The organism is Epilithonimonas sp. (assembly GCF_056329745.1).
The window spans coordinates 1-21,840 of the sequence record NZ_JBWEYV010000013.1 but is presented as its reverse complement, the minus strand read 5'-3'; the positions used below and the strand labels follow the sequence as shown (position 1 = coordinate 21,840).

Annotated in this window: 18 protein-coding genes and 2 pseudogenes; 12 read left to right on the top strand and 8 right to left on the bottom strand. The window is 38.2% G+C overall.

Going from position 1 to position 21,840, the window contains the following annotated elements:
• Positions 1-39: 39 nt before the first annotated feature.
• From hemN to dnaN, 3 genes are all read right to left on the bottom strand, one after another.
• A complete protein-coding gene (hemN, locus tag AC00Y6_RS10250) occupies positions 40-1,398 on the bottom strand; it encodes an oxygen-independent coproporphyrinogen III oxidase (protein ID WP_474490528.1) in 1,359 nt (452 codons plus the stop codon).
• 135 nt (positions 1,399-1,533) lie between these two features.
• A complete protein-coding gene (gene pheT, locus AC00Y6_RS10245; protein WP_474490527.1) occupies positions 1,534-3,933 on the bottom strand; it encodes a phenylalanine--tRNA ligase subunit beta in 2,400 nt (799 codons plus the stop codon).
• Between the two features lie 212 nt (positions 3,934-4,145).
• Positions 4,146-5,276: a DNA polymerase III subunit beta gene (dnaN, locus tag AC00Y6_RS10240; RefSeq protein ID WP_474490526.1), complete on the bottom strand. Its 1,131-nt coding sequence runs from the start codon at positions 5,274-5,276 to the stop codon at positions 4,146-4,148.
• Positions 5,277-5,424: 148 nt separating this feature from the next.
• Between dnaN and AC00Y6_RS10235 the strand changes: the two genes are divergently transcribed.
• The 7 genes from AC00Y6_RS10235 to AC00Y6_RS10205 all read left to right on the top strand — a co-directional run bounded on the left by AC00Y6_RS10235 (position 5,425) and on the right by AC00Y6_RS10205 (position 11,743).
• Positions 5,425-5,790: a diacylglycerol kinase gene (locus tag AC00Y6_RS10235; protein WP_474490525.1), complete on the top strand. Its 366-nt coding sequence runs from the start codon at positions 5,425-5,427 to the stop codon at positions 5,788-5,790.
• Between the two features lie 202 nt (positions 5,791-5,992).
• Positions 5,993-6,976 carry a D-alanine--D-alanine ligase gene (locus AC00Y6_RS10230; protein ID WP_474490524.1) on the top strand — a complete coding sequence of 328 codons (984 nt, stop codon included), beginning with the start codon at positions 5,993-5,995 and terminating at the stop codon, positions 6,974-6,976.
• 73 nt (positions 6,977-7,049) lie between these two features.
• Positions 7,050-7,511 carry a pantetheine-phosphate adenylyltransferase gene (gene coaD / locus AC00Y6_RS10225; RefSeq protein WP_474490523.1) on the top strand — a complete coding sequence of 154 codons (462 nt, stop codon included), beginning with the start codon at positions 7,050-7,052 and terminating at the stop codon, positions 7,509-7,511.
• Between the two features lie 26 nt (positions 7,512-7,537).
• Positions 7,538-8,116, top strand: coding sequence for a Crp/Fnr family transcriptional regulator (locus AC00Y6_RS10220; RefSeq protein ID WP_474490522.1), 579 nt, complete (start codon positions 7,538-7,540; stop codon positions 8,114-8,116).
• A 74-nt stretch (positions 8,117-8,190) separates the two neighbouring features.
• Positions 8,191-8,559 (top strand): DoxX family protein, encoded by a 369-nt coding sequence (locus AC00Y6_RS10215; protein WP_474490521.1) that lies wholly within the window; start codon positions 8,191-8,193, stop codon positions 8,557-8,559.
• Between the two features lie 13 nt (positions 8,560-8,572).
• Positions 8,573-9,544 (top strand): quinone oxidoreductase family protein, encoded by a 972-nt coding sequence (locus AC00Y6_RS10210; protein WP_474490520.1) that lies wholly within the window; start codon positions 8,573-8,575, stop codon positions 9,542-9,544.
• Between the two features lie 75 nt (positions 9,545-9,619).
• Positions 9,620-11,743 (top strand): Tex family protein, encoded by a 2,124-nt coding sequence (locus tag AC00Y6_RS10205; RefSeq protein WP_474490519.1) that lies wholly within the window; start codon positions 9,620-9,622, stop codon positions 11,741-11,743.
• Positions 11,744-11,751: 8 nt separating this feature from the next.
• Here the strand turns inward: AC00Y6_RS10205 and AC00Y6_RS10200 are convergent, their stop codons facing one another.
• The 3 genes and pseudogenes from AC00Y6_RS10200 to AC00Y6_RS10190 all read right to left on the bottom strand — a co-directional run bounded on the left by AC00Y6_RS10200 (position 11,752) and on the right by AC00Y6_RS10190 (position 13,768).
• A complete protein-coding gene (locus tag AC00Y6_RS10200) occupies positions 11,752-12,393 on the bottom strand; it encodes an alpha/beta hydrolase (protein WP_474490518.1) in 642 nt (213 codons plus the stop codon).
• 87 nt (positions 12,394-12,480) lie between these two features.
• Positions 12,481-13,047: pseudogene (locus AC00Y6_RS10195) on the bottom strand (YceI family protein).
• Positions 13,048-13,195: 148 nt separating this feature from the next.
• The gene (locus AC00Y6_RS10190) at positions 13,196-13,768 is read right to left on the bottom strand and encodes a hypothetical protein (protein WP_474490517.1); all 573 of its coding nucleotides are present in this window, start codon (positions 13,766-13,768) and stop codon (positions 13,196-13,198) included.
• 218 nt (positions 13,769-13,986) lie between these two features.
• Here AC00Y6_RS10190 and AC00Y6_RS10185 point away from each other — a divergent pair, with 218 nt between their 5' ends.
• Both AC00Y6_RS10185 and AC00Y6_RS10180 read left to right on the top strand, forming a co-directional pair.
• Entirely contained in the window at positions 13,987-15,351 is a 1,365-nt protein-coding gene (locus AC00Y6_RS10185) for a DUF1800 domain-containing protein (RefSeq protein ID WP_474490516.1), read from the top strand.
• 10 nt (positions 15,352-15,361) lie between these two features.
• Complete coding sequence (locus AC00Y6_RS10180; protein WP_474490515.1) at positions 15,362-16,558, top strand: DUF1501 domain-containing protein; 1,197 nt, start codon at positions 15,362-15,364, stop codon at positions 16,556-16,558.
• Positions 16,559-16,627: 69 nt separating this feature from the next.
• Here the strand turns inward: AC00Y6_RS10180 and AC00Y6_RS10175 are convergent, their stop codons facing one another.
• Positions 16,628-17,650, bottom strand: coding sequence for a 3-oxoacyl-ACP synthase III family protein (locus AC00Y6_RS10175; protein WP_474490514.1), 1,023 nt, complete (start codon positions 17,648-17,650; stop codon positions 16,628-16,630).
• 248 nt (positions 17,651-17,898) lie between these two features.
• Between AC00Y6_RS10175 and AC00Y6_RS10170 the strand changes: the two genes are divergently transcribed.
• The 3 genes from AC00Y6_RS10170 (at position 17,899) to AC00Y6_RS10160 (ending at position 19,969) form a co-directional block, all read left to right on the top strand.
• Positions 17,899-18,801, top strand: coding sequence for a magnesium transporter CorA family protein (locus tag AC00Y6_RS10170; RefSeq protein WP_474490513.1), 903 nt, complete (start codon positions 17,899-17,901; stop codon positions 18,799-18,801).
• On the top strand, positions 18,795-19,706 hold the full coding sequence (locus AC00Y6_RS10165; protein ID WP_474490512.1) for an endonuclease/exonuclease/phosphatase family protein: 912 nt from the start codon (positions 18,795-18,797) through the stop codon (positions 19,704-19,706). The genes AC00Y6_RS10170 and AC00Y6_RS10165 overlap by 7 nt, the downstream gene beginning before the upstream one ends.
• 92 nt (positions 19,707-19,798) lie before the next feature.
• Complete coding sequence (locus AC00Y6_RS10160) at positions 19,799-19,969, top strand: lmo0937 family membrane protein (RefSeq protein ID WP_027383282.1); 171 nt, start codon at positions 19,799-19,801, stop codon at positions 19,967-19,969.
• A 78-nt stretch (positions 19,970-20,047) separates the two neighbouring features.
• On the opposite strand, the pseudogene AC00Y6_RS10155 reads toward AC00Y6_RS10160, so the two are convergent.
• Positions 20,048-21,787: pseudogene (locus tag AC00Y6_RS10155) on the bottom strand (Mur ligase family protein); the annotation flags it as partial.
• Between the last annotated feature and the right edge of the window lie 53 nt (positions 21,788-21,840).

Genomic DNA, 21,840 nt, shown 5'->3' with positions numbered 1-21,840 from the left:
CAGTTCATTATTAGTAATATTTACCTAAGTCTTCAAAAACTAAATTGTCATCGAGAAAATCCTTGTTTCCGGTTTGTTTCTCATCATTCTAAGATCAAAAACCATTGCCACATTTCTTGTAAAAGCCCTCCCTTTTTCAGTAATTTTTATTTGATTGTCTGATATTTCCACCAGACCATCAGATTCCATTTCCTTAAGTTTTTCAAGCGCATCTTCAATTCCTGGGAAAGAGTTTTGCAGGTCACAACTTGTTTCTAACTGGCACATCAGATTCAGTATATGCTTTCTTATGATGAGATCTTCTTCGTCCAAAATATGGCCTCGGAAAACAGGGATTTTGCCTTCTTCCACTATTTTCTGATACTCTTCCACTGTTTTTACATTTTGTGCAAAAGCATACCAACTGTCAGAAATAGCTGACATTCCCAAACCGACCATCAGCTGCGTTTTGCTGGATGTATAACCCATAAAATTACGGTGTAGTTTCTTCTGAATCAGCGATTGGTAGAGGTCATCATGCTCCAACGCAAAATGGTCCATCCCGATTTCTATATAACCAAGATGTTCCAGCAGTTTTTTACCGTCTTCATAAAGCCGTCTTTTTTCATCGCCACTTGGCAAATCATTTTCGTCAAAACCACGTTGGCCAACGCCTTTTACCCAAGGCACGTGCGCGTAAGAATAAAACGCCAAACGATCCGGTTTCAGTTCCAGAGTTTTGCGGATGGTAAACTCCATCGCGTCCCAGGTCTGGTGTGGCAATCCGAAAACCAAATCGTGGCTTACACCTTTATAACCAATTTCCCGCGCCCATTCCGTCACATTTTTGACATTTTCAAAAGGCTGAATCCTGTTAATAGCTTTCTGAACTTTTGGATCATAATCCTGAACACCAAAACTCACCCTTCTGAAACCCAAATCGTACAAAGTTTGCAAATGTTCCCGCGTTGTATTATTGGGATGACCTTCAAAACTAAACTCTTGATTCTCTGCAATTTCCACAGTATCAAAAATTCCTTTTAAGAGTGTTTTCAGATTTTCGGGAGAGAAAAAAGTCGGGGTTCCACCACCTAAGTGAAGTTCTTTTAATTTTGGTTTTTCATCAAATAAATCCAAATATAATTTCCATTCTTTCAAAACACTTTCAAGATAAGGGATTTCTACAGAATGTTGTTTTGTAATCCTTTTGTGGCAGGCACAAAACGTACACAGTGCCTCGCAAAATGGCAAGTGGATGTAGATGGAAATCCCTTCCTTGGCATTGCTTTCGGAAAAAGATTTTATAACCGATTTTTCCCAGTCGTGCGGCGTAAAATCGGCTTCATTCCAATAAGGAACGGTTGGATAAGACGTATAGCGCGGACCCGGAATATTGTATTTTGTAACTAATGAATTCATTGGGGCAAATTTACAAAAACTATGTTTGGAATTAATTTGAATTAGAAATGATTTAATCTATAATTTCTATAAAATAATATCCCTTTCAGATTACAAAGCTCTGAAAGGGATATTATTATGATTTCTGAAAAAAAATTACCTCAGCTCTGCTTTGAATTCTTTCTCAAAGGACTTGATCAACGAATTCATAACTTCTGAAATATCTTTGTCTTCCAAAGTTTTTTCCTCGTTTAAAAGTTCGAAACTCAAGGCATAGGATTTTTTACCTTCCGGAAGGTTTTTTCCTTCGTAAACGTCAAACAGGTTGATATTTTTCAGGAACGGTGATTTGTTGGATTTTGCCAGTTCATACAATTCTGCATAAGTAATGGTTTTGTCCACCAATAAAGCCAAATCCCTTCTAATCTTATTAAATTTCGGAATATCCACAAATTTAAGATTGCCTTTTGCTCTCAGCGTTTGGCAATTTTCCAGCTCTATTTCTGCGTAGAAAACATCCTGACTAATATCAAAATCTTTCAGCAATTGTGGAGCAACTTTGCCTAATCTCGCCAAAGTTTTACCGTCCGATTTGATTTCCAAAGCATCGGAAAAACGCTCATCTTCCAGCGCAGACTCGTGAAGTTCTACATTAAGTTTTTCAAGAAGGATTTTGACATACGCCTTCAGATGGTAGAAATCTGTTGCACTTTTTGGCTGAAGCCAGTTTTCTGCCACTTCCCTACCAGACGTTAGGATCGCCAGCTGTTTTCTCTCCTCGTATTGTTCTTTTTTATGATAGATTTTTCCTAATTCAAAAAACTTAATATCCGGTGATTTCCGGTTGATATTGTAAATCGTATTTTCCAAAAGCCCTTCCATAAGTGATTTTCTCATAAAAGCCAGATCATTACTCAATGGATTGAGCAGTTTTACAGCATTGGTTTCATCTTTTTCGGAACGAAGGGAGTTGTTCATCACCTCGTGAAAACCGTTGGACTGCAACGTTCTTGCCCAGGAATTTTCCAGAGCATCCTGATCGTCAAAACTTAATTTAACGGGTGTAAACGATATTTTTTTCGGGGCATCAATTTTATTGTAACCATAGATTCTCAACACTTCTTCTATGACATCAATCTCTCTGGTTACATCCGCTCTGTAAACAGGAACAGACAATTCCAAACCGTTTTGTATTTCATTAAGAATCTGAATATCAAGTGATTTAAGGATTTCTTTTACTTTTTCCCTGTGGATTTTAGTTCCCAAAATCTGGTCTAACTGAGAATACCTGAAAACAATATAATGATCCTTGATTTTTTCTGGGTAATATTCCAAAATTTCGCCTACCAATTTCCCACCTGCTAATTCCTGAATCATATGGATGGCATGCGTCAAAGCCGTTCTGGCATTGTTAGGATCTACACCCCGCTCAAAACGGAAAGATGCATCGGTATTAAGCCCGTGGAATTTTGAGGCTTTTCTAATAGCAACAGGATTAAAATAAGCACTCTCCAGAAAAATAGTTTTAGTTCCTGTAGAAACGCCACTTTCACTTCCACCAAAAACACCGGCAATACACAAAGGCTGGTTATCGGCATCTTTGATGATAATTTCCGAACCATTCAGGGTTCTTTCTACACCATCTAAGGTTTTGAATTTTGTACCTTCTTTTACAGTTCCAACTCTCACAGTTTTGCCTGCAATTTTGTCTGCATCAAAAGCGTGAAGCGGCTGCCCAAGACCGTGAAGGATATAATTGGTAATATCTACCACATTGTTGATGGGCGACAATCCAATTGCTTTCAGTCTGTTTTTTAGCCAATCCGGAGAATCTTTGACCTCAATATTTTCTATAACCGCACCCAAATATCTTGGTGTCAATTCAGAATCTTCCACTTCTAGTTTGAAATCGTGAGACCCTTCGATGTTCAACACCTTGGATTCTATTTTAGAAAATTCTGATTTTAAGTTATTGGAAGACACGAAAGCCTGCAAATCCCTTGCAACACCATAATGTGACATTGCATCGGTCCTATTTGGTGTTAAACCAATCTCGTAAACTTCATCGTTTGTCAATTCAAAATAATCAGCAAAAGGTTTTCCAACTTCATATTTTGTTTCGTCCAAAACCATAATCCCGGCGTGATCGTTGCTCAGTCCCAATTCATCTTCGGCACAAATCATCCCTTCGGAAACTTCGCCACGGATTTTAGCTTTTTTGATTTCGAAAGAACTGCCATCTTTGGCGTAGATTTTTGTACCCACAACCGCTACAGGAACTGTTTGCCCGGCAGCCACATTAGGAGCACCGCAAACAATGTCGAGAATTTTTCCGTTTCCAACATCCACTGTTGTTTTGCTGAGTTTATCGGCATTTGGGTGTTTTTCGCAAGTCAAAACTTTGCCTACAATAATCCCTTCCAGACTTCCTTTTACGCTCTCGAACTGGTCAATACCTTCCACTTCCAGGCCTATATCTGTAAGATAAGCACTGATTTTTTCTGAATTAAGGTCGGTTTTGATGTAATCTTTAAGCCAATTATTAGAAATTTTCATTTGATTGATTTGAAATTTTAGGTTTAAATCTGAAACCCAATTAAGTTTGCAAATATCGTGATTTTTTGAGAAACGAGAAAGTTGAAATATTTAAATTTAAATCAAAACATAATTGATTTTCATAATATTGATATAAATTCATACAAAATAAAAAATGAGATTTGAATTTTCAAATCTCATTTTTATATTTTAAAATTGATAATCAGCAAGTCTTATAACCCAATCACCGGCATAGACAACATCAGGATACTTTCGTTATCTTCCAGTCCGTCAACTGGTTCAACAATTCCTGGTCTGTTAGGTTGAGACATTTTCATGGTGATATCGTCTGACGCTAACACGGATAACATCTCGGTCAAAAACTTGGAACTGAAACCAATATTAATATCATCACCGTTATAATCGCAAGGGATCTGCATATCTGCTTTGTTAGCGTATTCTGTATCTTCTGCGTGCAGATGAAGCACATTACCAGACAATTTGAATCTCACCTGATTAGTCGATTTGTTGGACATAATAGAAGCCCTTCTGATAGAACTCAAAAGCAAACCTCTGTTAATTGTCAACACATTCGGGTTTTCTTTTGGGATTACAGCGTTGTAATTGGGGTATTTTCCATCAATCAAACGGCAGATCCATATATTATTACCAAACGTGAATTTCGCCATATTATCACTAAATTCAATCACAACATCATCGCTGGAATTGTTCAGGATATTTTTGAAAATTGACAATGGTTTCTTTGGCATAATGAATTCCAGCGTTTCCGGGTTCACGATGTCCGTTCTTTTGTAAACCACCAACCTGTGAGAATCTGTGGATACAAAATTAGTCTCATCTTCTTTGAACTGAAATAAAACACCCGTCATCACAGGTCGCAGAGAATCATTACTTGTAGCAAACAGCGTGTTAGTCAAGGCTTCTGCCAAAACGCCACCAGGAATGCTCACCTTTTGAGACGCATCAAACTCCGGCAATTCCGGATAATCATCAGCATTATCCAATGCTACTGCAAAATTGTCTTTCTCGTCCAAAATCTCCAAAACGCTTCCATTGCCATCTTCGGAATCTTTAACAGCCAAAGTCAAAGGCTGCTCACCGTAAGTTTTCAGGAAATCCTGAAAAATCTTCCCGGGAACGGCAATTTTTCCCTTGTCGTCAGACTTTACTTCCAGAGAAGTAATCAGCGTAGTTTCTCCGTCAGAAGCCGTCACTGTCAACAAGTTCTGGTCTAATTCGAAAAGAAAATTCTCCAAAATTGGTCTGGACTGTGAACCGGAAATAACGCCACTCACCGTCTGTAAAGCTTTTTGCAAATCGCCACTGGCAACAATAAATCTCATAAACTGTATTTATTTCAATTCTACAAATATAATGATTTCGATTCGATTGCAAAAGTTGATTTTACTTAGTTATTAACAATTATTGAAATGGAGTAAAATAGTTTGGATAACTTTGCAAAGTTCAAACCTACATTGACAATACAAGAGAATGAAAAAACCGCCATTTCACAAAAGTGTACAATACACTATTAACGGGCTGATGTGGATCCTGCGCAACGAACGTAACTTTCAATTGGAAATTTTGGGATTAATCATCAATCTTTTTCTGATTGTTTTTTTAGGTTTAGATCCATTTGAAACTGCCTTGATTTTGCTTTGCAGTTTTGGCGTCCTTATTACAGAAACGTTAAATACCTGCGTCGAAAAAATCTGCGATTACATTCAGCCGGATTTTGACCAACGAATTGGAATTATCAAGGATTTAGCCGGAGGAGCCGTTTTGCTTGCGGTGATTGCTTCGGTTTGTGTCGGCGTTTTGATTTACTGGCCTTATTTGAGGTTATATTTTTATTAATCATAATAATTCAACATAAGGGCACGATGAAAATCACATATTTTTTTAATATTTAGTAGTATAAAACTTTGTGCCTTAAATAATAATATTTGTTGTAATTATTCTGTGCTTTTGTGTTTTTTAGTTCTATATTCAAAAATTCGCCAGATTTAATCTTTATTTTTTCATAAAATATTTACATTTGTTTCCAAGAAAATTTATAATGAGCAAAAAAAATGTAGCCGTAGTAATGGGCGGTTATTCTGATGAATACAAAGTTTCTCTCAAAAGCGGACAACTCATTTTTGATTCGTTGGATCGGGAACTTTACAATGTTTATAAAGTAGTGATTCTAAAGGATGAATGGTATTTCTTAGACGAAAACAATCATAAAAAACCCATCAACAAAGCTGATTTTTCTGCAGATTTAGGAAACGGAGAAAGTTTGAGATTTGACGCTTGTTTCAATACAATACACGGCACACCAGGCGAAAATGGTATCATGCAGGCTTACTGGGACGCGGTGGGGCAAAAATACACTGGCTGCGATTTCTATCAGAGCGCATTGACGTTTAACAAAAAAGATACGTTAGCAGTTCTTTCAAAATACGGAATCCCATCTGCAAAAAGCATTTATTTAAGAAATGGCGAAGATATTTCTGATAACGAAATTGTAGATAAATTAGGACTTCCGCTTTTTGTGAAACCAAACCAAAGTGGTTCTTCTTTGGGAATTTCTAAAGTGAAAGATAAAAGCGAACTAAAAAACGCCATCGAATTTGCTTATAAAGAAGACGATGAAATCTTAATCGAAAGTGCTTTGGTCGGAATGGAGGTTTCCGTTGGAGTTTTGGATTATCAAGGCGAAGTGATTGTTTTAGGAATTACGGAAATTGTTCCCGATAAAGAATTTTTCGATTACGAAGCTAAATATGAAGGTGCTTCCCAGGAAATCACGCCTGCAAGAATTGATGAAGAAACCAGAAAAAAAGTAGAAGAAATTTCTATCAAAGCTTACAAATCGTTGGGAATGAGTGGCTTTTCGCGTTCGGAATTCATTATTGTTGACGGAATTCCACATCTTTTGGAAATGAATACCAATCCCGGTTTTTCACCTGCAAGCATTCTTCCGCAACAAGCCAAAATTTACGGCATCGCAATCAAAGACCTTTGCGGAAACGAAGTAGAAAAAGCACTTAACAAATAATTATAAATGATAAATTTTAGATTTTAAATTATTTGAGAAATCTAAAATTCATAATCTAAAATTTAAAATTTCTATGAAAATTGCTGTTTTCCCAGGGTCGTTTGACCCAATCACACTTGGCCATTACGATATTGTGGAGCGTGCGGTTCCGTTATTTGATAAGATCATCATCGCCATCGGAAAGAATTCTCAGAAAAAATATATGTTCTCCTTGGAGCAACGCAAAGATTTTATCAGAAAAACCTTTGAAAAATTCCCCAATGTAGAAGTGGATGATTTTGAAGGTTTGACGATTGATTACTGCAAAAGCAAAAATGTCAACTTCATTTTGAGAGGCCTCAGAAATCCTGCCGATTTTGAATTTGAAAAGTCAATTGCACAGACTAACCGCGCATTGACAAGGCAAAATACCATAGAAACCATTTTCTTACTCACCTCATCTGGCAAATCGTACATCAGCAGCAGCATCGTTCGGGAAATCATTTCATTTGGAGGTAATTATGAAATTATGGTACCTGATGCGGTGAGAGTTTAGCATTTATTTCTGATAAATCTGATGTAATGATGTTTGAAAAAATTCTCAGAAACCTGCAAAAAAGCCAAAGTGGAGAATCAGATTATCCTGAAACATTCCACAAGATAGAAATTGCTGCCAAAACAACGCTTTTGGAAGAAGGTCAAATTGCCAATAAGCTATATATTGTAGAAAAAGGCTGCATTCGTGCCTGGTACAACAACAACGGGAAAGATATCACGCTTCAGTTTTTCTTTGAAAACCATGCTGTTGCCTCTATAGAAAGTCTTAAAAACCACACTCCAAGTCTGTATTCTATAGAAGCTATTGAGGCCACAACACTTTGGTATATTGATAAAATGGACTTTTTGAAATTGCTGGAATCAATTAAAAATTCGCCTCAAGAAAGAGACATTTTTATCGATTCTATTTTTGAGCGTACGTTTGATTATATGAAATATTTTTTCTCTTTTATCAAAGATTCCCCAGAGCAGCGTTACCTCAATATACTAGAAAATACACCACAACTTGTACAGAGAATCCCCCAACATTACATCGCATCTTATCTTGGCATTTCATCGGTACATCTTAGCCGGATCAAGAGCAAAATCCTGAAAGGCCGATAAATACATTCGGTAACAAATGTTATCGCACAACCAAATTTCACACTCTAACTTTGTCCCATCAAAATAAATAAAAAATGAAACAAAGTTGGATCTATTGGCTTTCTACGGGATTCTTTTCTCTTTGGATGCTAAAAAATGCTTATGATTACTTGTTTTCCGAACAAGCGGCACAATATTGCCATCATTTTGGATTCCCCGATTACTTTCGTATTGAACTCGCAGTTGCTAAAATATTGGGTGTCATCATTCTTTTATCTTACAAAAAATTAACATTAATCAAGGAGTGGGCTTACGCCGGATTCGCCATCGTGCTTATATCAGGTTTCATCGCCCATTTGGCTAGCAATGACGGTGTAAAATCAGTTTTAAGTATTCCCATTGCATCGTTATTTTTAGGTTTATCCTACTTCACTTATCATCGACAAATTATAAAATCCAAATAAAAATTCAAATATTATGAAAGCATTAGTTTTATTTCAACGAGACGGACTTCCTCAGGTAGTTGATAATTATCCTGAGCCACAACCAAGCAACGATCAGCAAATGGTGATCAACATTACCGCTGCCGCCATCAAACATCTGGACAAATCACAGGCATCAGGAACACATTATTCTACCGAAAATGATTTATCAAAGGCAAAAATTCCTGGTGGCGATGGTGTAGGAACACTGGAAAATGGAGACCGTGTTTACGCATTAGGAAGCAGCATGATGGCCGAAAAAGCAGTTGTAGACAAGAACAAAATCATCAAGATCCCTCAACTGTTGGATGATGCCACTGCAGCAGCGTTGCCCAATGCAGTTGCTGGTTCTGCCATGGCAATGCTTTTCCGCGGAGGATTACAAAAAGGCGATACTGTTTTGATTAACGGTGCTACAAGTTTTACCGGAAAAATTGCGATACAGCTCGCAAAACATTATGGCGCCGGAACAATTATAGCAACAGGTAGAAACCCTGAATCTCTCAAAGCATTAGAGGAACTAGGAGCAAATATCGTGATATCTACCAATCAGGATGACAAAAGCTTTTGTGGGCAATTGAAGGAAATCCATCAACAGAAAAACATCAACATTGTTATAGATTATCTTTGGGGCCATACTGCAGAATTAATTTTATCATCTGTAAAAGGAGACGGAAATTTTTCTAACCCATTAAAATTTGTTTCTGTGGGATCAATAACCGGAGAAAACATTCAGTTGTCATCACAAATATTAAGAAGTACCGACGTCCAAATCTGCGGTTCAGGTCTTGGAAGCTGGACAAAGGATGAAATGAAACAACTGATTACCAAAATTATCCCCGAAGTGTTTGAACTGGCAGCGGCAAAAAAAATAATAGCGGATACAGAAATCATTCATTTCAATGAAGTTGAAAAACTCTGGAATAACAATTTCCCCAATGGTAAAAGACTGGTTTTAGCATTTTGATCTCATAATCAAATACAACTTAATTTGATCTGACAATCATAAAAAAGTCTGTATTTTTGCGCTTCAACATCGCTCATGACAAAGACAGATTACATTCATCAATCCTTAAATATTTCGTCAAAAAATATTGACATCACTATCCAACTTTTAGCCGAAGACTGCACCATTCCCTTTATTGCGCGTTATAGAAAAGATAGAACCGGAAACCTGCATGAAGTGCAGATTGAGCAAATCCAAAAACTGAGTAAACAGTTTGATGACATCCAAAAACGTAAGGAAAGCATCATCAAATCCATTGAGGAACAACAGGCTCTTTCTGATGAATTTCGGCAAAAAATAATGCAATCTTTTGATTTGCAGGAACTAGAAGATTTTTACCTCCCTTTCAAAAAACGCCGCAAGACAAAAGCCGACGCCGCCAGGGAGAAAGGTCTGGAACCGCTTGCTAAAATAATCATGAGCCAGCGAGGCGACGATATCGATTTTATTGCTGGCAAATACGTGAATAAAGATGTGGCTGATAAAACCGAAGCACTGCAGGGCGCACGTGACATTATTGCAGAATGGATAAATGAAAACCTTTTTGTAAGGAAAAACCTACGGCGGTTATTCCAGAAAACAGCAATGATTGTTTCCAAAGTAGTGAAAGCAAAAAAAGAAGATGAATCCGCTCAAAAATTTTCCCAATATTTTGACTGGGAAGAATCTTTAAGCCGAATACCTTCACACAGGCTCCTCGCCATGTTGCGTGCCGAGCAAGAAGGCTTCGTGAAAGTGGCTGTCATAACAGATAAAAATGAAGCGCTGGACATTATAGAAAGGGCTGTCATCAGAAATCGAAATTCTTCTTCAGAACAAATACAGCTGGCCGTGGCAGATGCTTACAAACGATTGCTGGAGCCCGCTATTTCCAATGAAGTCCTGCAGGAGGCAAAACAAAGGGCAGATTCCAAAGCTATTGAGGTTTTTTCGGATAACCTGCAACAGCTTTTGCTGGCTCCTCCTTTGGGCGCAAAACGAATATTGGCGATAGATCCCGGCTACAGGACAGGTTGCAAAATCGTTTGTCTGGATGAGAAAGGCGATCTATTGCATAACGAAACCATCTATCCGCATGCGCCACAACATGAAACAGCGATGGCAATGAAAAAAATCCGGTCTATGGTTAATGCCTACCACATAGAGGCCATCTCAATTGGTAATGGCACAGCCAGCCGCGAAACTGAATTTTTCATTAAAAAAATTGCTTTTGACAAACCAATTCAGGTCTTTGTAGTTTCGGAAGCGGGTGCCTCTGTTTATTCTGCGAGTAAAATTGCTAGGGATGAATTCCCCAATTTTGATGTGACGGTGCGCGGAGCCGTTTCCATTGGCAGGAGACTGGCAGATCCTTTGGCTGAACTGGTAAAAATAGATCCAAAATCCATTGGAGTAGGTCAATATCAGCATGATGTAGATCAAACAAAACTGAAAGAAGAATTGGATTTGACCGTTGTGCGCTCTGTTAATTCGGTAGGTATCAACCTCAACACTGCCAGCAAATCCATCCTGAGTTACGTTTCGGGGATTGGTGAAAAAATGGCAGAAAACATTGTTGCTTTTCGATCCGAGAATGGTGCGTTTTTACAAAGGAAAGATCTTAAAAAAGTACCTCGACTTGGTGAGAAAGCTTACCAGCAGGCAGCCGCATTTGTGAGAATCAAGAATGGTGAAAATCCGCTGGATAATTCTGCCGTTCATCCCGAAGCGTACAAAACCGTTGAGAAAATGGCTGCAGACCTCGGAATTAAAACAGATGAACTGATTGCCAACAAGGATAAAATCAACCAGATTAATCCTGAACTATATGTTTCTGATCACATCGGTATTATCGGTATCAAAGATATTCTAAAAGAGCTGGAAAAACCGGGTCTTGACCCGAGGAAAGCCGCCAAGGTTTTTGAATTTGATGCGAATGTAAAATCAATAAGAGATGTAAAACCAGGGATGATTTTACCTGGAATCATTAATAACATCACCGCTTTTGGATGTTTTGTAGATCTTGGAATCAAAGAAAGTGGATTGATTCACATCTCGCAACTCAAGGATGGTTTTGTATCCGATGTTAACGAGGTTGTCAAGCTGCACCAGCACATTATGGTGAAGGTGACCGAAGTGGACGAAGCACGTAAGAGAATCCAGTTAACAATGGTTTTTTAAACTTAATTTTAAACAAATATTTTTTTCAGGATTTCGGAGACCTGTTTGGCTTTGGTAGCCGGGAAAAGATGGGTCGCATTTTTTATGACATAATCTGGATGAGAATTTTTGATTGGAAACACAATATCCCGATCACCCATAATCTGGATAACATCATCGAGAGCATCAAAACGCCAAGCCGAAATTTTTTCCACAGACCATTTAAGATAGTAGGGATCGCGAACACGAAAATACTGCATCAAAGCTGGGTTTTTAGGATCAAACAACTTTCTAAACAAAGTATAAAAACTCGCATTTTTCTCATTGAAAAAACGCACAGGAATATAACTCGGCAGCTTGCTTATTTCGCCTATCTTTATCAGCCGCGATTTTTCTTTATCCGAACGGATACTTCCCAAAATCACCACTTTTTTAGCGGGTTTTATTTTATGAATTTCCTGCACAATAATTCCTCCGAAAGAATACCCCAGAAGATAAAAATCATCCGAACTATCAATCAAATCCGCCATTCTTGTAATGTAATGATGAAAATCTTCATTGTTTTCAGGGATTAGCCATGGGATATGAACAGGTTCTACCCCTGGATTGAAAGTCAGTTTCTCCAACACTTTTTGATCGGCACCCAAACCGCTTACGATGTATAATTTCAATGTGATTTTATGTTTTGTAATCCAAAGTTACAAACAAAAAAAGAGCAGAAAAAATCTGCTCTTAAAAATTGATATTCCGTTAAGAAATTATTTTGCTGACACTTTGATTTTCATATCAACATCATCTTTTACCATCACATCCTGCATTGTAGATTTGTAAGCCACATCAAATTTTTGTCTGTCAAAAGAAAACTTATCAGACTCCAAAGTGATCACACCTTTGTTAGACGTAATCTTCGCAGGGAAAGAAACCGCATTGGTTTTACCTTTTACAGTAAGATTACCATTCACTACAAAATTGTAGTTTTTATTGCTATTTTTCTTTACAGAAGTAATCTTATAAGTCGCAGTTGGATATTTTTCTACTTCGAAAAAGTCACCGTTTTTAAGGTGTCCGTTTAATTTTGTTTGATATTCTCCGGAAAGATCTGTAGCATTGATAGAAGTCATATCCAAAACAAAAGTTCCGCCAACAACTGCTCCATTTTTCAAAACAATATCACCGGATTTAACATTCACTTTACCGTCATGCGAAGAAGCTTCTGTCTTGGCAATTTTGTAACCCCACTAGTGAACATCAGAACTTGTTACTTTTTTTGTTTGTCCAAATGCCAATCCGCCCGTTAAAACGGCAAGTAATAATAATTTTTTCATTATTTTATTTATTTAATGTCGCAAATTTAATTAGAATCATTCAAAACTAAATTGATCTATGGTAAGTTTTTAAAAAAATTAACGCCTTCATTTAAAATGAGGGCGTTAATGTTATCATAGTTTAATTATTTGTTGTAGAAACAACGTCTTATTTTCCTAGTGGAATGTTGTAACCAAATCCTACACCGATAGCTCCGGCATTATATTTTTGGTCGGCAATCTGTCCTTTGTCTCCAGTAAACGTTTTGTTATACTGTACAAAGAAATTCCAATCACGGTTGTGGTAACCAATTTCTGGTTTGATGTAAAAACCTCCGTCTGGTCTGTCCACATTCACATTTTCGGCAACTTTATCATTACCTACGATAAAACCGTATCCCAAGTCAGCTCCAAAATAGAAGCCCATTTGTTTAGGATAAATTCTGAACAATGCAGCAACCGGAATTACTCCGAAATCGTTATTTTTTACATTAACACCGTTAATTGTTCTGTCTTTGGCAAAGTAATGATTATATCCTGTAGCGATACCTAGACCAAATCCCGGCGTAATCAAATTTTGGTAAGATAAATCAGCTCCTAAGTTAGCGGCTGTATTTCCTCCTGTAGAAACACCACCGTTAAGACCTACTTTTAACATATTAGTCATATCAGCACTTTGAGCCGATGCCAGTCCACCTGCCAATATTCCTAATCCTAATACCAACTGCTTTAAAGTTTTCATATTTTTAAATTTTAAATTTTACAATGGTCTTACTTGTAAATACCGTGCCAAACGTTAATTGACTAAGCTGGATAAAGTCATCAATAAAAATAACCACTTCATTTTCAAAATTTTATAACATGTACAAATATTAATTTTAGTTAACACAATCATAAATTTGAAATGACATATTTAACTATGATGTGACAAAATGCTCCAACTAAAACAATTACCGAACTATGGATAATTTGACAAAAAACAGACACTTGATTTCCCGGGCTGGATTTGGAATCCATCATAATGATATAGAGATATACAGAAATTCTAAGACCAAACTTCTTTACAAAAGTATCAGCAACCGCGAGCAATATCAACCGCTACAGCCTGATTTTCCAGGAATTACAATGGAAGAATATCAGCAAATGTCGCAACTGACAGACAAAAAGCAAGTGAATGTTTTTAACCAGAATTATAATAATGCTGTAAAAAAAGCATGGCATGAGGAGATGGTGAAGACCCCGAATCAACTTCAGGAAAAAATGGCACTCTTCTGGCACGGCCATTTTGCCACCAGGATTCAGCAGGCACTTTTTAATAAAGAAATTATAGAAATTTTTCGCCAACATGGGCTGGGCAACTTTCGGGAATTGCTATTTCAGGTCTCAAAATCGGCTGCCATGCTCAATTTTCTTAATAATCAACAGAACAAGAAAGCCAAGCCTAATGAAAATTTTGCCCGTGAACTGATGGAACTTTTCACATTGGGAAGGGGAAATTATACCGAAAAAGATATCCGCGAGTCTGCAAGAGCTTTTACAGGTTGGAGCTATAACAATCTGGGAATCTTTACAGATAATAAAAAACAGCATGACACAGGTCATAAAGAATTCTTGGGAAAAAGCGGCGATTTTGATGGAACCGATATCATCAATATCATACTGGAAAAACCGGCTTGCGCAGAATTTATCGCTAGAAAGATCTATATTTTTTTTGTGAATGAAAATCCTGATGACAACATCATCCGAGCCCTAAGTCAAAAGTTCTACAAATCCAACTATGATATCATGTCATTACTGGATGAGATTTTCCTATCGGACTGGTTTTACTCAGGAAATAATATAGGTGCCAAAATAAAATCTCCGGTAGAACTCATCGTGGGCATTCGCAGAATTTTACCAATGGATCTACAGAACCGCGACACAGTGTACAATTTTGAAAAACTGCTGGGTCAAGAATTATTACAGCCGCCCAATGTTGCCGGCTGGCCAAGCGGCGTTTCTTGGATTGATGCCTCTACCCTTTTACTCAGGATGAAAATTCCTGCCGTGATGGCCGGATACAAAACGCTGGATATAGAACCAAAGTCCAATGATGATGTCAATATGGGAAAATCTGAAAAGAATATTGTAGTCAATAATAAACAAAATACCATTACCATTCATTGGGAAAGTATTGCCAACATACTCAATCAGGACCTTTACAACCTGCTACTATCCAACCCTACCAATCAGTTGGAAACCCTGATTACGACCTTCAATACTGAAAAAAGTAAAAAACATCTTATGATCAGTATTATGTCCACTCCCGAATACCAACTTTGCTAAAAACAACCAGATGATTATCAACAGAAAAACCTTTCTCACCACCAGTGGCCTTGCCGCAGCCTCCTTCCTGTTCCCTAATTTTTTGAAAGCCCTAACGCTGCCAGAAGCCATCAAAATGAACGGAAAGACCCTTATCATCCTGCAGCTGTCTGGTGGCAATGACGGCCTTAATACCATCATCCCTGTAAAAAATGACATCTATTATAAAGTCCGGAACCAAATTTCTATTAAGGAAAACGATGCACTACTTTTAACCGACGAAGCCGGCATCAATCCCAATCTGAAATTCTTTAAAGAACTGTATGACAACGGAGAGCTGGCCGTGATGAACAACGTAGGCTATCCAGATCCCAACAAGTCCCACTTCCGTAGTATGGATATCTGGCAATCTGCCAGTGACAGCAATCAGTTCATCAATACAGGATGGCTTGGCCGCTATTTGGATGAAGCCTGCCATAACTGCCAAAAACCAACACAGGCCATAGAAGTGGATGATCTGCTGAGCCTTGCAATGAAGGGCGAAAACAACAAAGCCATCGCCTTCAAAGATCCTAAAAAACTTTTTGACAACAGTCAGGAATCTCTATACAAAAAATTGGCAGCAGAAAACCATGACCACGAGCACGATTTGGCATCCTACCTCTATAATACATTGGGTAATGCCATCAGCAACTCAGGTTATATTTTTGAAGAAAGCAAGGCCAAACCGACCGATAAAACTTATCCTAACACTCAAATCGGGAAGGATTTTAAAACCATCGCTTCGCTGATCAAATCGGATATTAACACGCAGGTCTATTACCTCTCAACTGGAAGTTTTGATACGCACACCAACCAAAATACGCGTCAAAACCAATTATTCAAAAATATTAATGACGCGGTAGAGGTTTTTACAAAAGATATGAAAGAAAGTGGAAAATTTGGGGATGTGATCATTATGACTTTCTCCGAATTTGGCCGCCGCGTAGCTCAAAATGCAAGCAACGGAACCGACCACGGAACCGCGAATCAAATGTTTTTCATCAGCGGTGGGCTAAAGAAAAAAGGATTATTGAATCCTCTACCGGATTTGGAAAACCTCAATTATGGAGATTTGATCTACACAGAGGATTTCAGGAAAATTTACGCAACAGTCCTTAAAAAATGGCTGAATTCTGACGACCAGAAAATCCTTGGAAAATCTAATGGCTATTATGATTTTATTTGATTAATTTCTGACAATGATAAAATAAAACCCGAAGCTAATCCTCGGGTTTTCTATGATTGATTTACAACATTAATACTCGAAAAGGACACTTCCCCAGGTGAATCCACTTCCAAAAGCAGACATACAAACGAGATCGCCACGCTTCATCCGCCCTTCCTGAATGGCTTCGCTCAAAGCAATTGGGATAGAAGCCGCTGTTGTATTCCCATATTTCTGAATGTTGATAAAGACTTTCTCATCTGGCAGATGCAACAATTGCTGCACATATTGCGCAATCCTGATATTGGCCTGATGCGGGATCAGCAAATCAAGATCATCTACTGTTTTACCTGCTTTGTTCAAAGCTTCCATAATGGTTTCTGGGAAACGGGTAACTGCGTGTTTAAAGACGAAATTACCATTCATCACCGGATAAATATCCTCTGGTTTTATAGAATCGGGGTTTGTAAGAAGTGTATCGCTCCAGCCTAACTTGGTCCCAGGGAATTTCACAGCCAGTTCCTCAGCATATTTCCCTTCCGAGTGCATATTGACGGATAAAATACCCTGCTTGGTGTCATCCTCCGTTGCGGACAAAACCACAGCACCGGCACCATCACCAAAAATAACCGAAACACCACGCCCACGATCCGAAAAATCCAAACCAAAAGAATGAATTTCTGCGCCTACAACCAACACATTTTTATACAAACCTGATTTTATGAATGCATCGGCAACACTCATGGCATACACAAAACCCGAACATTGGTTTCTCACATCCAGCGCTCCTATGGTATTGCAACCCAGCATATCCTGCAAAAGAACTCCCGATCCCGGGAAAAAGTAATCCGGGGACAATGTTGCAAAGACAATATAATCAATATCTTTAGCGGTAAGGTTAGCATTTTTCAGTGCTATTTCAGACGCTTTTAACGCATAGAATGAGGTGGTTTCCTCTGCATCTGTACGGTTTTTGCGGTGCCGCCTTTCTTTGATGCCGGTTCGCTCGGTAATCCACTCGTCATTGGTGGTCATCAGTTTAGAAAGATCGTCGTTGGTCACTATATTTTCTGGCACATAATGTCCTACACCAGCTATTACACTTTTAAACATTGTTCTGATTTAAAATTATCGGCAAAAATAATTATTTTATTTAATACATAAGTTTTTATACGGAATAAGATTAGCCTAAAAAAAACTTAAAAACTTAACTTATGTTGGATTAATGGCCAAACTGTGTTTACATTTGGCTGACAATTACTTATTTTTCTCTGAAAAAAAATAGGATTTAATTGGAAAATTTTAAGTGAAAAAAGTTGTCCAACTTCAATATTTGTCGGGATTTTAATTAGATTTGTTGTATGCCTATAGAACTGAAATACAAACATGCCGATTGGGAATGGCTAGACGTGGTAGCGCCTACGGATGAAGATCTGCGTTTTATGCACGAGCGCTATCATATCAATGAACTTTTGCTGGAAGATACCGTAGATCCCAATCACCTGCCTAAATATGAAGAAGTGGATCAGGTCAAATTTTTCCTGACCAGAGAATCTACCGATATGGAACGCAGAACACTCAATAATATGAGTGACATCAGTACCAAACTTGGTATTTTTTTGGTTCCTGGACTTATTATTACGACGCACAGATCAAAAAGTCAAAGCATTAATGAGGTTTTTGAAGAATTGGAACGTGATAATCCAGTTGATCTTTCCCGCGATGGATTGGCGTTGCGACTGGCGCTAAAGATTATCAAAACCTTTGATGATGAGAGCAGAACATTGCTGGAAGTGATGGACACTATAGAAAACGAAATATTTCTGAAAAACACCAACCAAACCTATCAGATTCGCAGGCTTTATAAATTAAAGAGAAAATCCGGTCTCAATACGAGAATCCTGAATATCTCTGCGGATTGGATTACCAAGTTCAAGACACTTGATTTGCAGGAAGTGGAAGTGATGGACCTCCTGGACAAACAAAAAGATGTGATTGCCGATTTTGACCATGTAAATGCACAAACGGTCAACCTCATCTCTATGTTTTTGGCGCTCTCTGATCAAAAAGCCAATCAGGTAATGAAACTGCTGGCCATCTATTCTGTTTATTTTTTGCCAATCACCTTTATTGCAGGGATCTACGGGATGAACTTTGACAATATGCCGGAGCTGCACCACAAAAACGGTTATTTCTTCACATTGGGGCTCATGGCACTTATTGTCATCATCACATTTATCTATATGAGGCGTAAAAGATGGTAGAAAAAAGAGGGTCAGAAATCTTCATGTTTTATAACACTGAAAATTTTTATCCACCGGACAATGACACTTTTGGAAGATCTTCCTTGCGCAACTGGGATCAATACAAATACCAGTTGAAACTTCGAAAAATAGCCCAAGTGTTCGATCTTATCAGTCAATATTATGGCTGTAAACCCAGCGTAATTGGACTTGCCGAGATTGGGGACATCTCTGTTTTGGAAGACTTGGTACGCCAGGATTCTGTTGTAAAAGGATATGGTATTATCTATGAAAAATCTGCCGATCCTAGAAACCTAAGTGTTGCAATGCTCTACGATCAATCTGTTTTTTCATTGGACAATTATCAGGTGTTACGTTTACAACATGCAGATTATCAAAATTTGGAAACCCGCGATATTCTTCATGTCAAGATGATGTACATGGGAAAACCACTTCATATTTTTATACTTCATTTGCCATCAAAACGGGAACGCGACATCAAACAAGGCCTTCGGCACCAAATTCTTGGACAATTGAAAGAAATAGTTCAGGCAATTATGGAAAAGCAAGAAGCTGTAATGGTCATGGGTGATTTTAATGAAGATCCCAACAGCGATATTCTTGAGAAATTTTTATCTTTTGAAGATGAGGAAAAAGCATTGTTTAATCCTTTTTTAAAACTATTTGAGCAGAGCAAGTATTCTACATTCCATGGGAAAAAAGGACTTGGATTCGATCAACTAATGATCAGCAATGACTTTTCCAATTTATTGGGATTTCAAAGTATAGAAGCAACAATCTACAGCCCTGAAAAACTCAGAAATAAGGACCGAAAAAACAAACAGTTTCCGCTAAGAACTTATTCGGGGTCACGCTATATGGGTGGATATAGTGACCATTTTCCTGTCATTCTACAACTATTATAAAACTTCCAAACGCTACAGGATTTAGATCATAACAAATTAAAAGGCACAGATTATGCTTAAAGCAATATAATCACACCAAAAAATTTATTATTATGAGAAATCTATTATGGCTTGTAGCCGTTATTTGCATTGTTGTATGGCTCTTAGGAATGCTCGGTATTGTACCCGGGATGAGTACAGGATATCTAGTTCACGTACTTCTGGTAATTGCTGTCATTGTTGTATTGTTTAACATTATTTCCGGAAGGAAACCTTTGGATTAGAAATTTATATAATTCAATTTAACAAGAGAAAAGACAGCCTATGAAACAAGCTGTCTTTTTTGATTTAAAATAGGGTGATTATTGTTCATCCAGTAATTCCCTTGCCTGATACTCCTGCACTATTTCTATAGCATTGTTGATGACATCGCTAAGTGCTGTTATAAATGTACCTTCCTCGGCAAGGCTCATGGCATGTTTCAGTGCATCAATTTCTTTAGGAATGATCTCATAGCTCACATCATTTCCAGAGCTGTTTATCCCCTCAATGATTAATCCATTGATCTCATCTTCTGTACGACCACGCAGATGTTTCTCATTTCGGATAATAATATGATCAAACATCCTTGCCGCGATTTTACCACACTCTCGGATGTCATTATCACGGCGGTCTCCCACCCCAGAAATAATTCCGATTTTTTTGTTCGACTCCACATTCTTAAGATAATCTTCGATAGCCTCATACCCGGCAGGATTATGCGCGAAGTCAATCATCACCTTAAAGTTCTTAAAATTGAAAACATTAAGTCTTCCCGGGGTCAGTTGCGCACTTGGGATAAAGGTGGTAAGTGCCAGTGCAATATTAGGAATCTCAAATCCATAAACGTAGGCCGCCAACGAAGCCGCCAACACATTAGCAATCATAAATTTGGCTTTACCTTCCATCGTAATCGGAATATTTTTAACACGCTCTATGCGTATTTTCCATTCGCCTTTTTTAATGGTCACAAAACCTTCTTCGCATACACAGGTTATTCTACCCTCTTTTGCAAATTTTTTGATATGTGGATTATTTTCATCCAGACTGAATAAAGCAATTTTGGACTGAAGATCACCAGCCAGCCTCATAGAATATTCGTCATCTGCATTCAGGATACACCAACCGTCCTTCTTTACACTGTCCAGCACCACACGTTTTACCCGGGTGAGATCTTTGAGATTATGGATATCACTAATCCCTAAATGATCTTCTTTGATATTGGTTAAAACTCCGATATCACAAGTTCCAAAACCCAATCCTGAACGCAAAATTCCACCGCGTGCCGTTTCCAACACAGCAAATTCCACCGTAGGATCTTTCAGAATAAATTCGGCAGACATTGGCCCTGTCGTATCTCCTTTCTCTAGCAATGTATTGTGGATGTATATCCCGTCTGAAGTGGTAAAACCTACTCTCTTACCATTGTTTTTAACAATATGTGCCAGAATTCTTGTCGTTGTCGTTTTCCCATTGGTTCCCGTTAAAGCAATAATTGGTATCCTGAATTCTTTCCCCGGTGGATAAAGCATATCCACCACCGGAGCCGCCACATTTCTTGGAAGACCTTCACTCGGCGCCAGATGCATCCTGAAACCTGGTGCAGCATTCACTTCCAGTATGGCACCACCACTTTCTTTGAGGGGTTGCGTGAGGTTTTCTGCCATAATGTCGATGCCGCAAACATCCAGACCTATAATCCTGGAAATCCTTTCAGCCATCTGAATATTCTCAGGGTGAATCATATCCGTCACATCAATAGAAGTACCACCTGTGGAGAGGTTGGCTGTAGATTTCAGATAAACAATTTCGCCTTTTTGCGGTACAGTTTCCAGCGTATAATCCAGCTTTTCCAACAGTTCATTGGTATCTTTGTCCACTTCTATTTCGGTGAGCACATTTTCATGGCCATAACCCCTTCTGGGATCTGTGTTTTCTTTATCAATAAGCTGTTGCAGGTTCAGCTCGCCGTCGCCAACCACATGGGCGGGAACCCTTCTTGCAGCAGCCACCATTTTATGATTGATTACCAATACCCTGAAGTCATACCCGGTAATATACTTCGCCGGTTCAGAAATCTAGTGCAACAAATGTTAAAGATTTTAACTTTACAAAA

Excerpts from the sequence above, each read along its gene's own strand:
- AC00Y6_RS10215 (WP_474490521.1), top strand. The coding sequence starts at position 8,191 with ATGAAACAAAGTTGGATCTATTGGCTTTCTACGGGATTCTTTTCTCTT.
- AC00Y6_RS10170 (WP_474490513.1), top strand. The coding sequence starts at position 17,899 with ATGCCTATAGAACTGAAATACAAACATGCCGATTGGGAATGGCTAGAC.
- AC00Y6_RS10180 (WP_474490515.1), top strand. The coding sequence starts at position 15,362 with ATGATTATCAACAGAAAAACCTTTCTCACCACCAGTGGCCTTGCCGCA.
- AC00Y6_RS10160 (WP_027383282.1), top strand. The coding sequence starts at position 19,799 with ATGAGAAATCTATTATGGCTTGTAGCCGTTATTTGCATTGTTGTATGG.
- AC00Y6_RS10205 (WP_474490519.1), top strand. The coding sequence starts at position 9,620 with ATGACAAAGACAGATTACATTCATCAATCCTTAAATATTTCGTCAAAA.
- AC00Y6_RS10235 (WP_474490525.1), top strand. The coding sequence starts at position 5,425 with ATGAAAAAACCGCCATTTCACAAAAGTGTACAATACACTATTAACGGG.
- coaD (WP_474490523.1), top strand. The coding sequence starts at position 7,050 with ATGAAAATTGCTGTTTTCCCAGGGTCGTTTGACCCAATCACACTTGGC.
- AC00Y6_RS10175 (WP_474490514.1), bottom strand. The coding sequence starts at position 17,650 with ATGTTTAAAAGTGTAATAGCTGGTGTAGGACATTATGTGCCAGAAAAT.
- AC00Y6_RS10220 (WP_474490522.1), top strand. The coding sequence starts at position 7,538 with ATGATGTTTGAAAAAATTCTCAGAAACCTGCAAAAAAGCCAAAGTGGA.
- dnaN (WP_474490526.1), bottom strand. The coding sequence starts at position 5,276 with ATGAGATTTATTGTTGCCAGTGGCGATTTGCAAAAAGCTTTACAGACG.
- AC00Y6_RS10185 (WP_474490516.1), top strand. The coding sequence starts at position 13,987 with ATGGATAATTTGACAAAAAACAGACACTTGATTTCCCGGGCTGGATTT.
- AC00Y6_RS10165 (WP_474490512.1), top strand. The coding sequence starts at position 18,795 with ATGGTAGAAAAAAGAGGGTCAGAAATCTTCATGTTTTATAACACTGAA.
- pheT (WP_474490527.1), bottom strand. The coding sequence starts at position 3,933 with ATGAAAATTTCTAATAATTGGCTTAAAGATTACATCAAAACCGACCTT.
- AC00Y6_RS10190 (WP_474490517.1), bottom strand. The coding sequence starts at position 13,768 with ATGAAAACTTTAAAGCAGTTGGTATTAGGATTAGGAATATTGGCAGGT.
- AC00Y6_RS10210 (WP_474490520.1), top strand. The coding sequence starts at position 8,573 with ATGAAAGCATTAGTTTTATTTCAACGAGACGGACTTCCTCAGGTAGTT.
- hemN (WP_474490528.1), bottom strand. The coding sequence starts at position 1,398 with ATGAATTCATTAGTTACAAAATACAATATTCCGGGTCCGCGCTATACG.
- AC00Y6_RS10230 (WP_474490524.1), top strand. The coding sequence starts at position 5,993 with ATGAGCAAAAAAAATGTAGCCGTAGTAATGGGCGGTTATTCTGATGAA.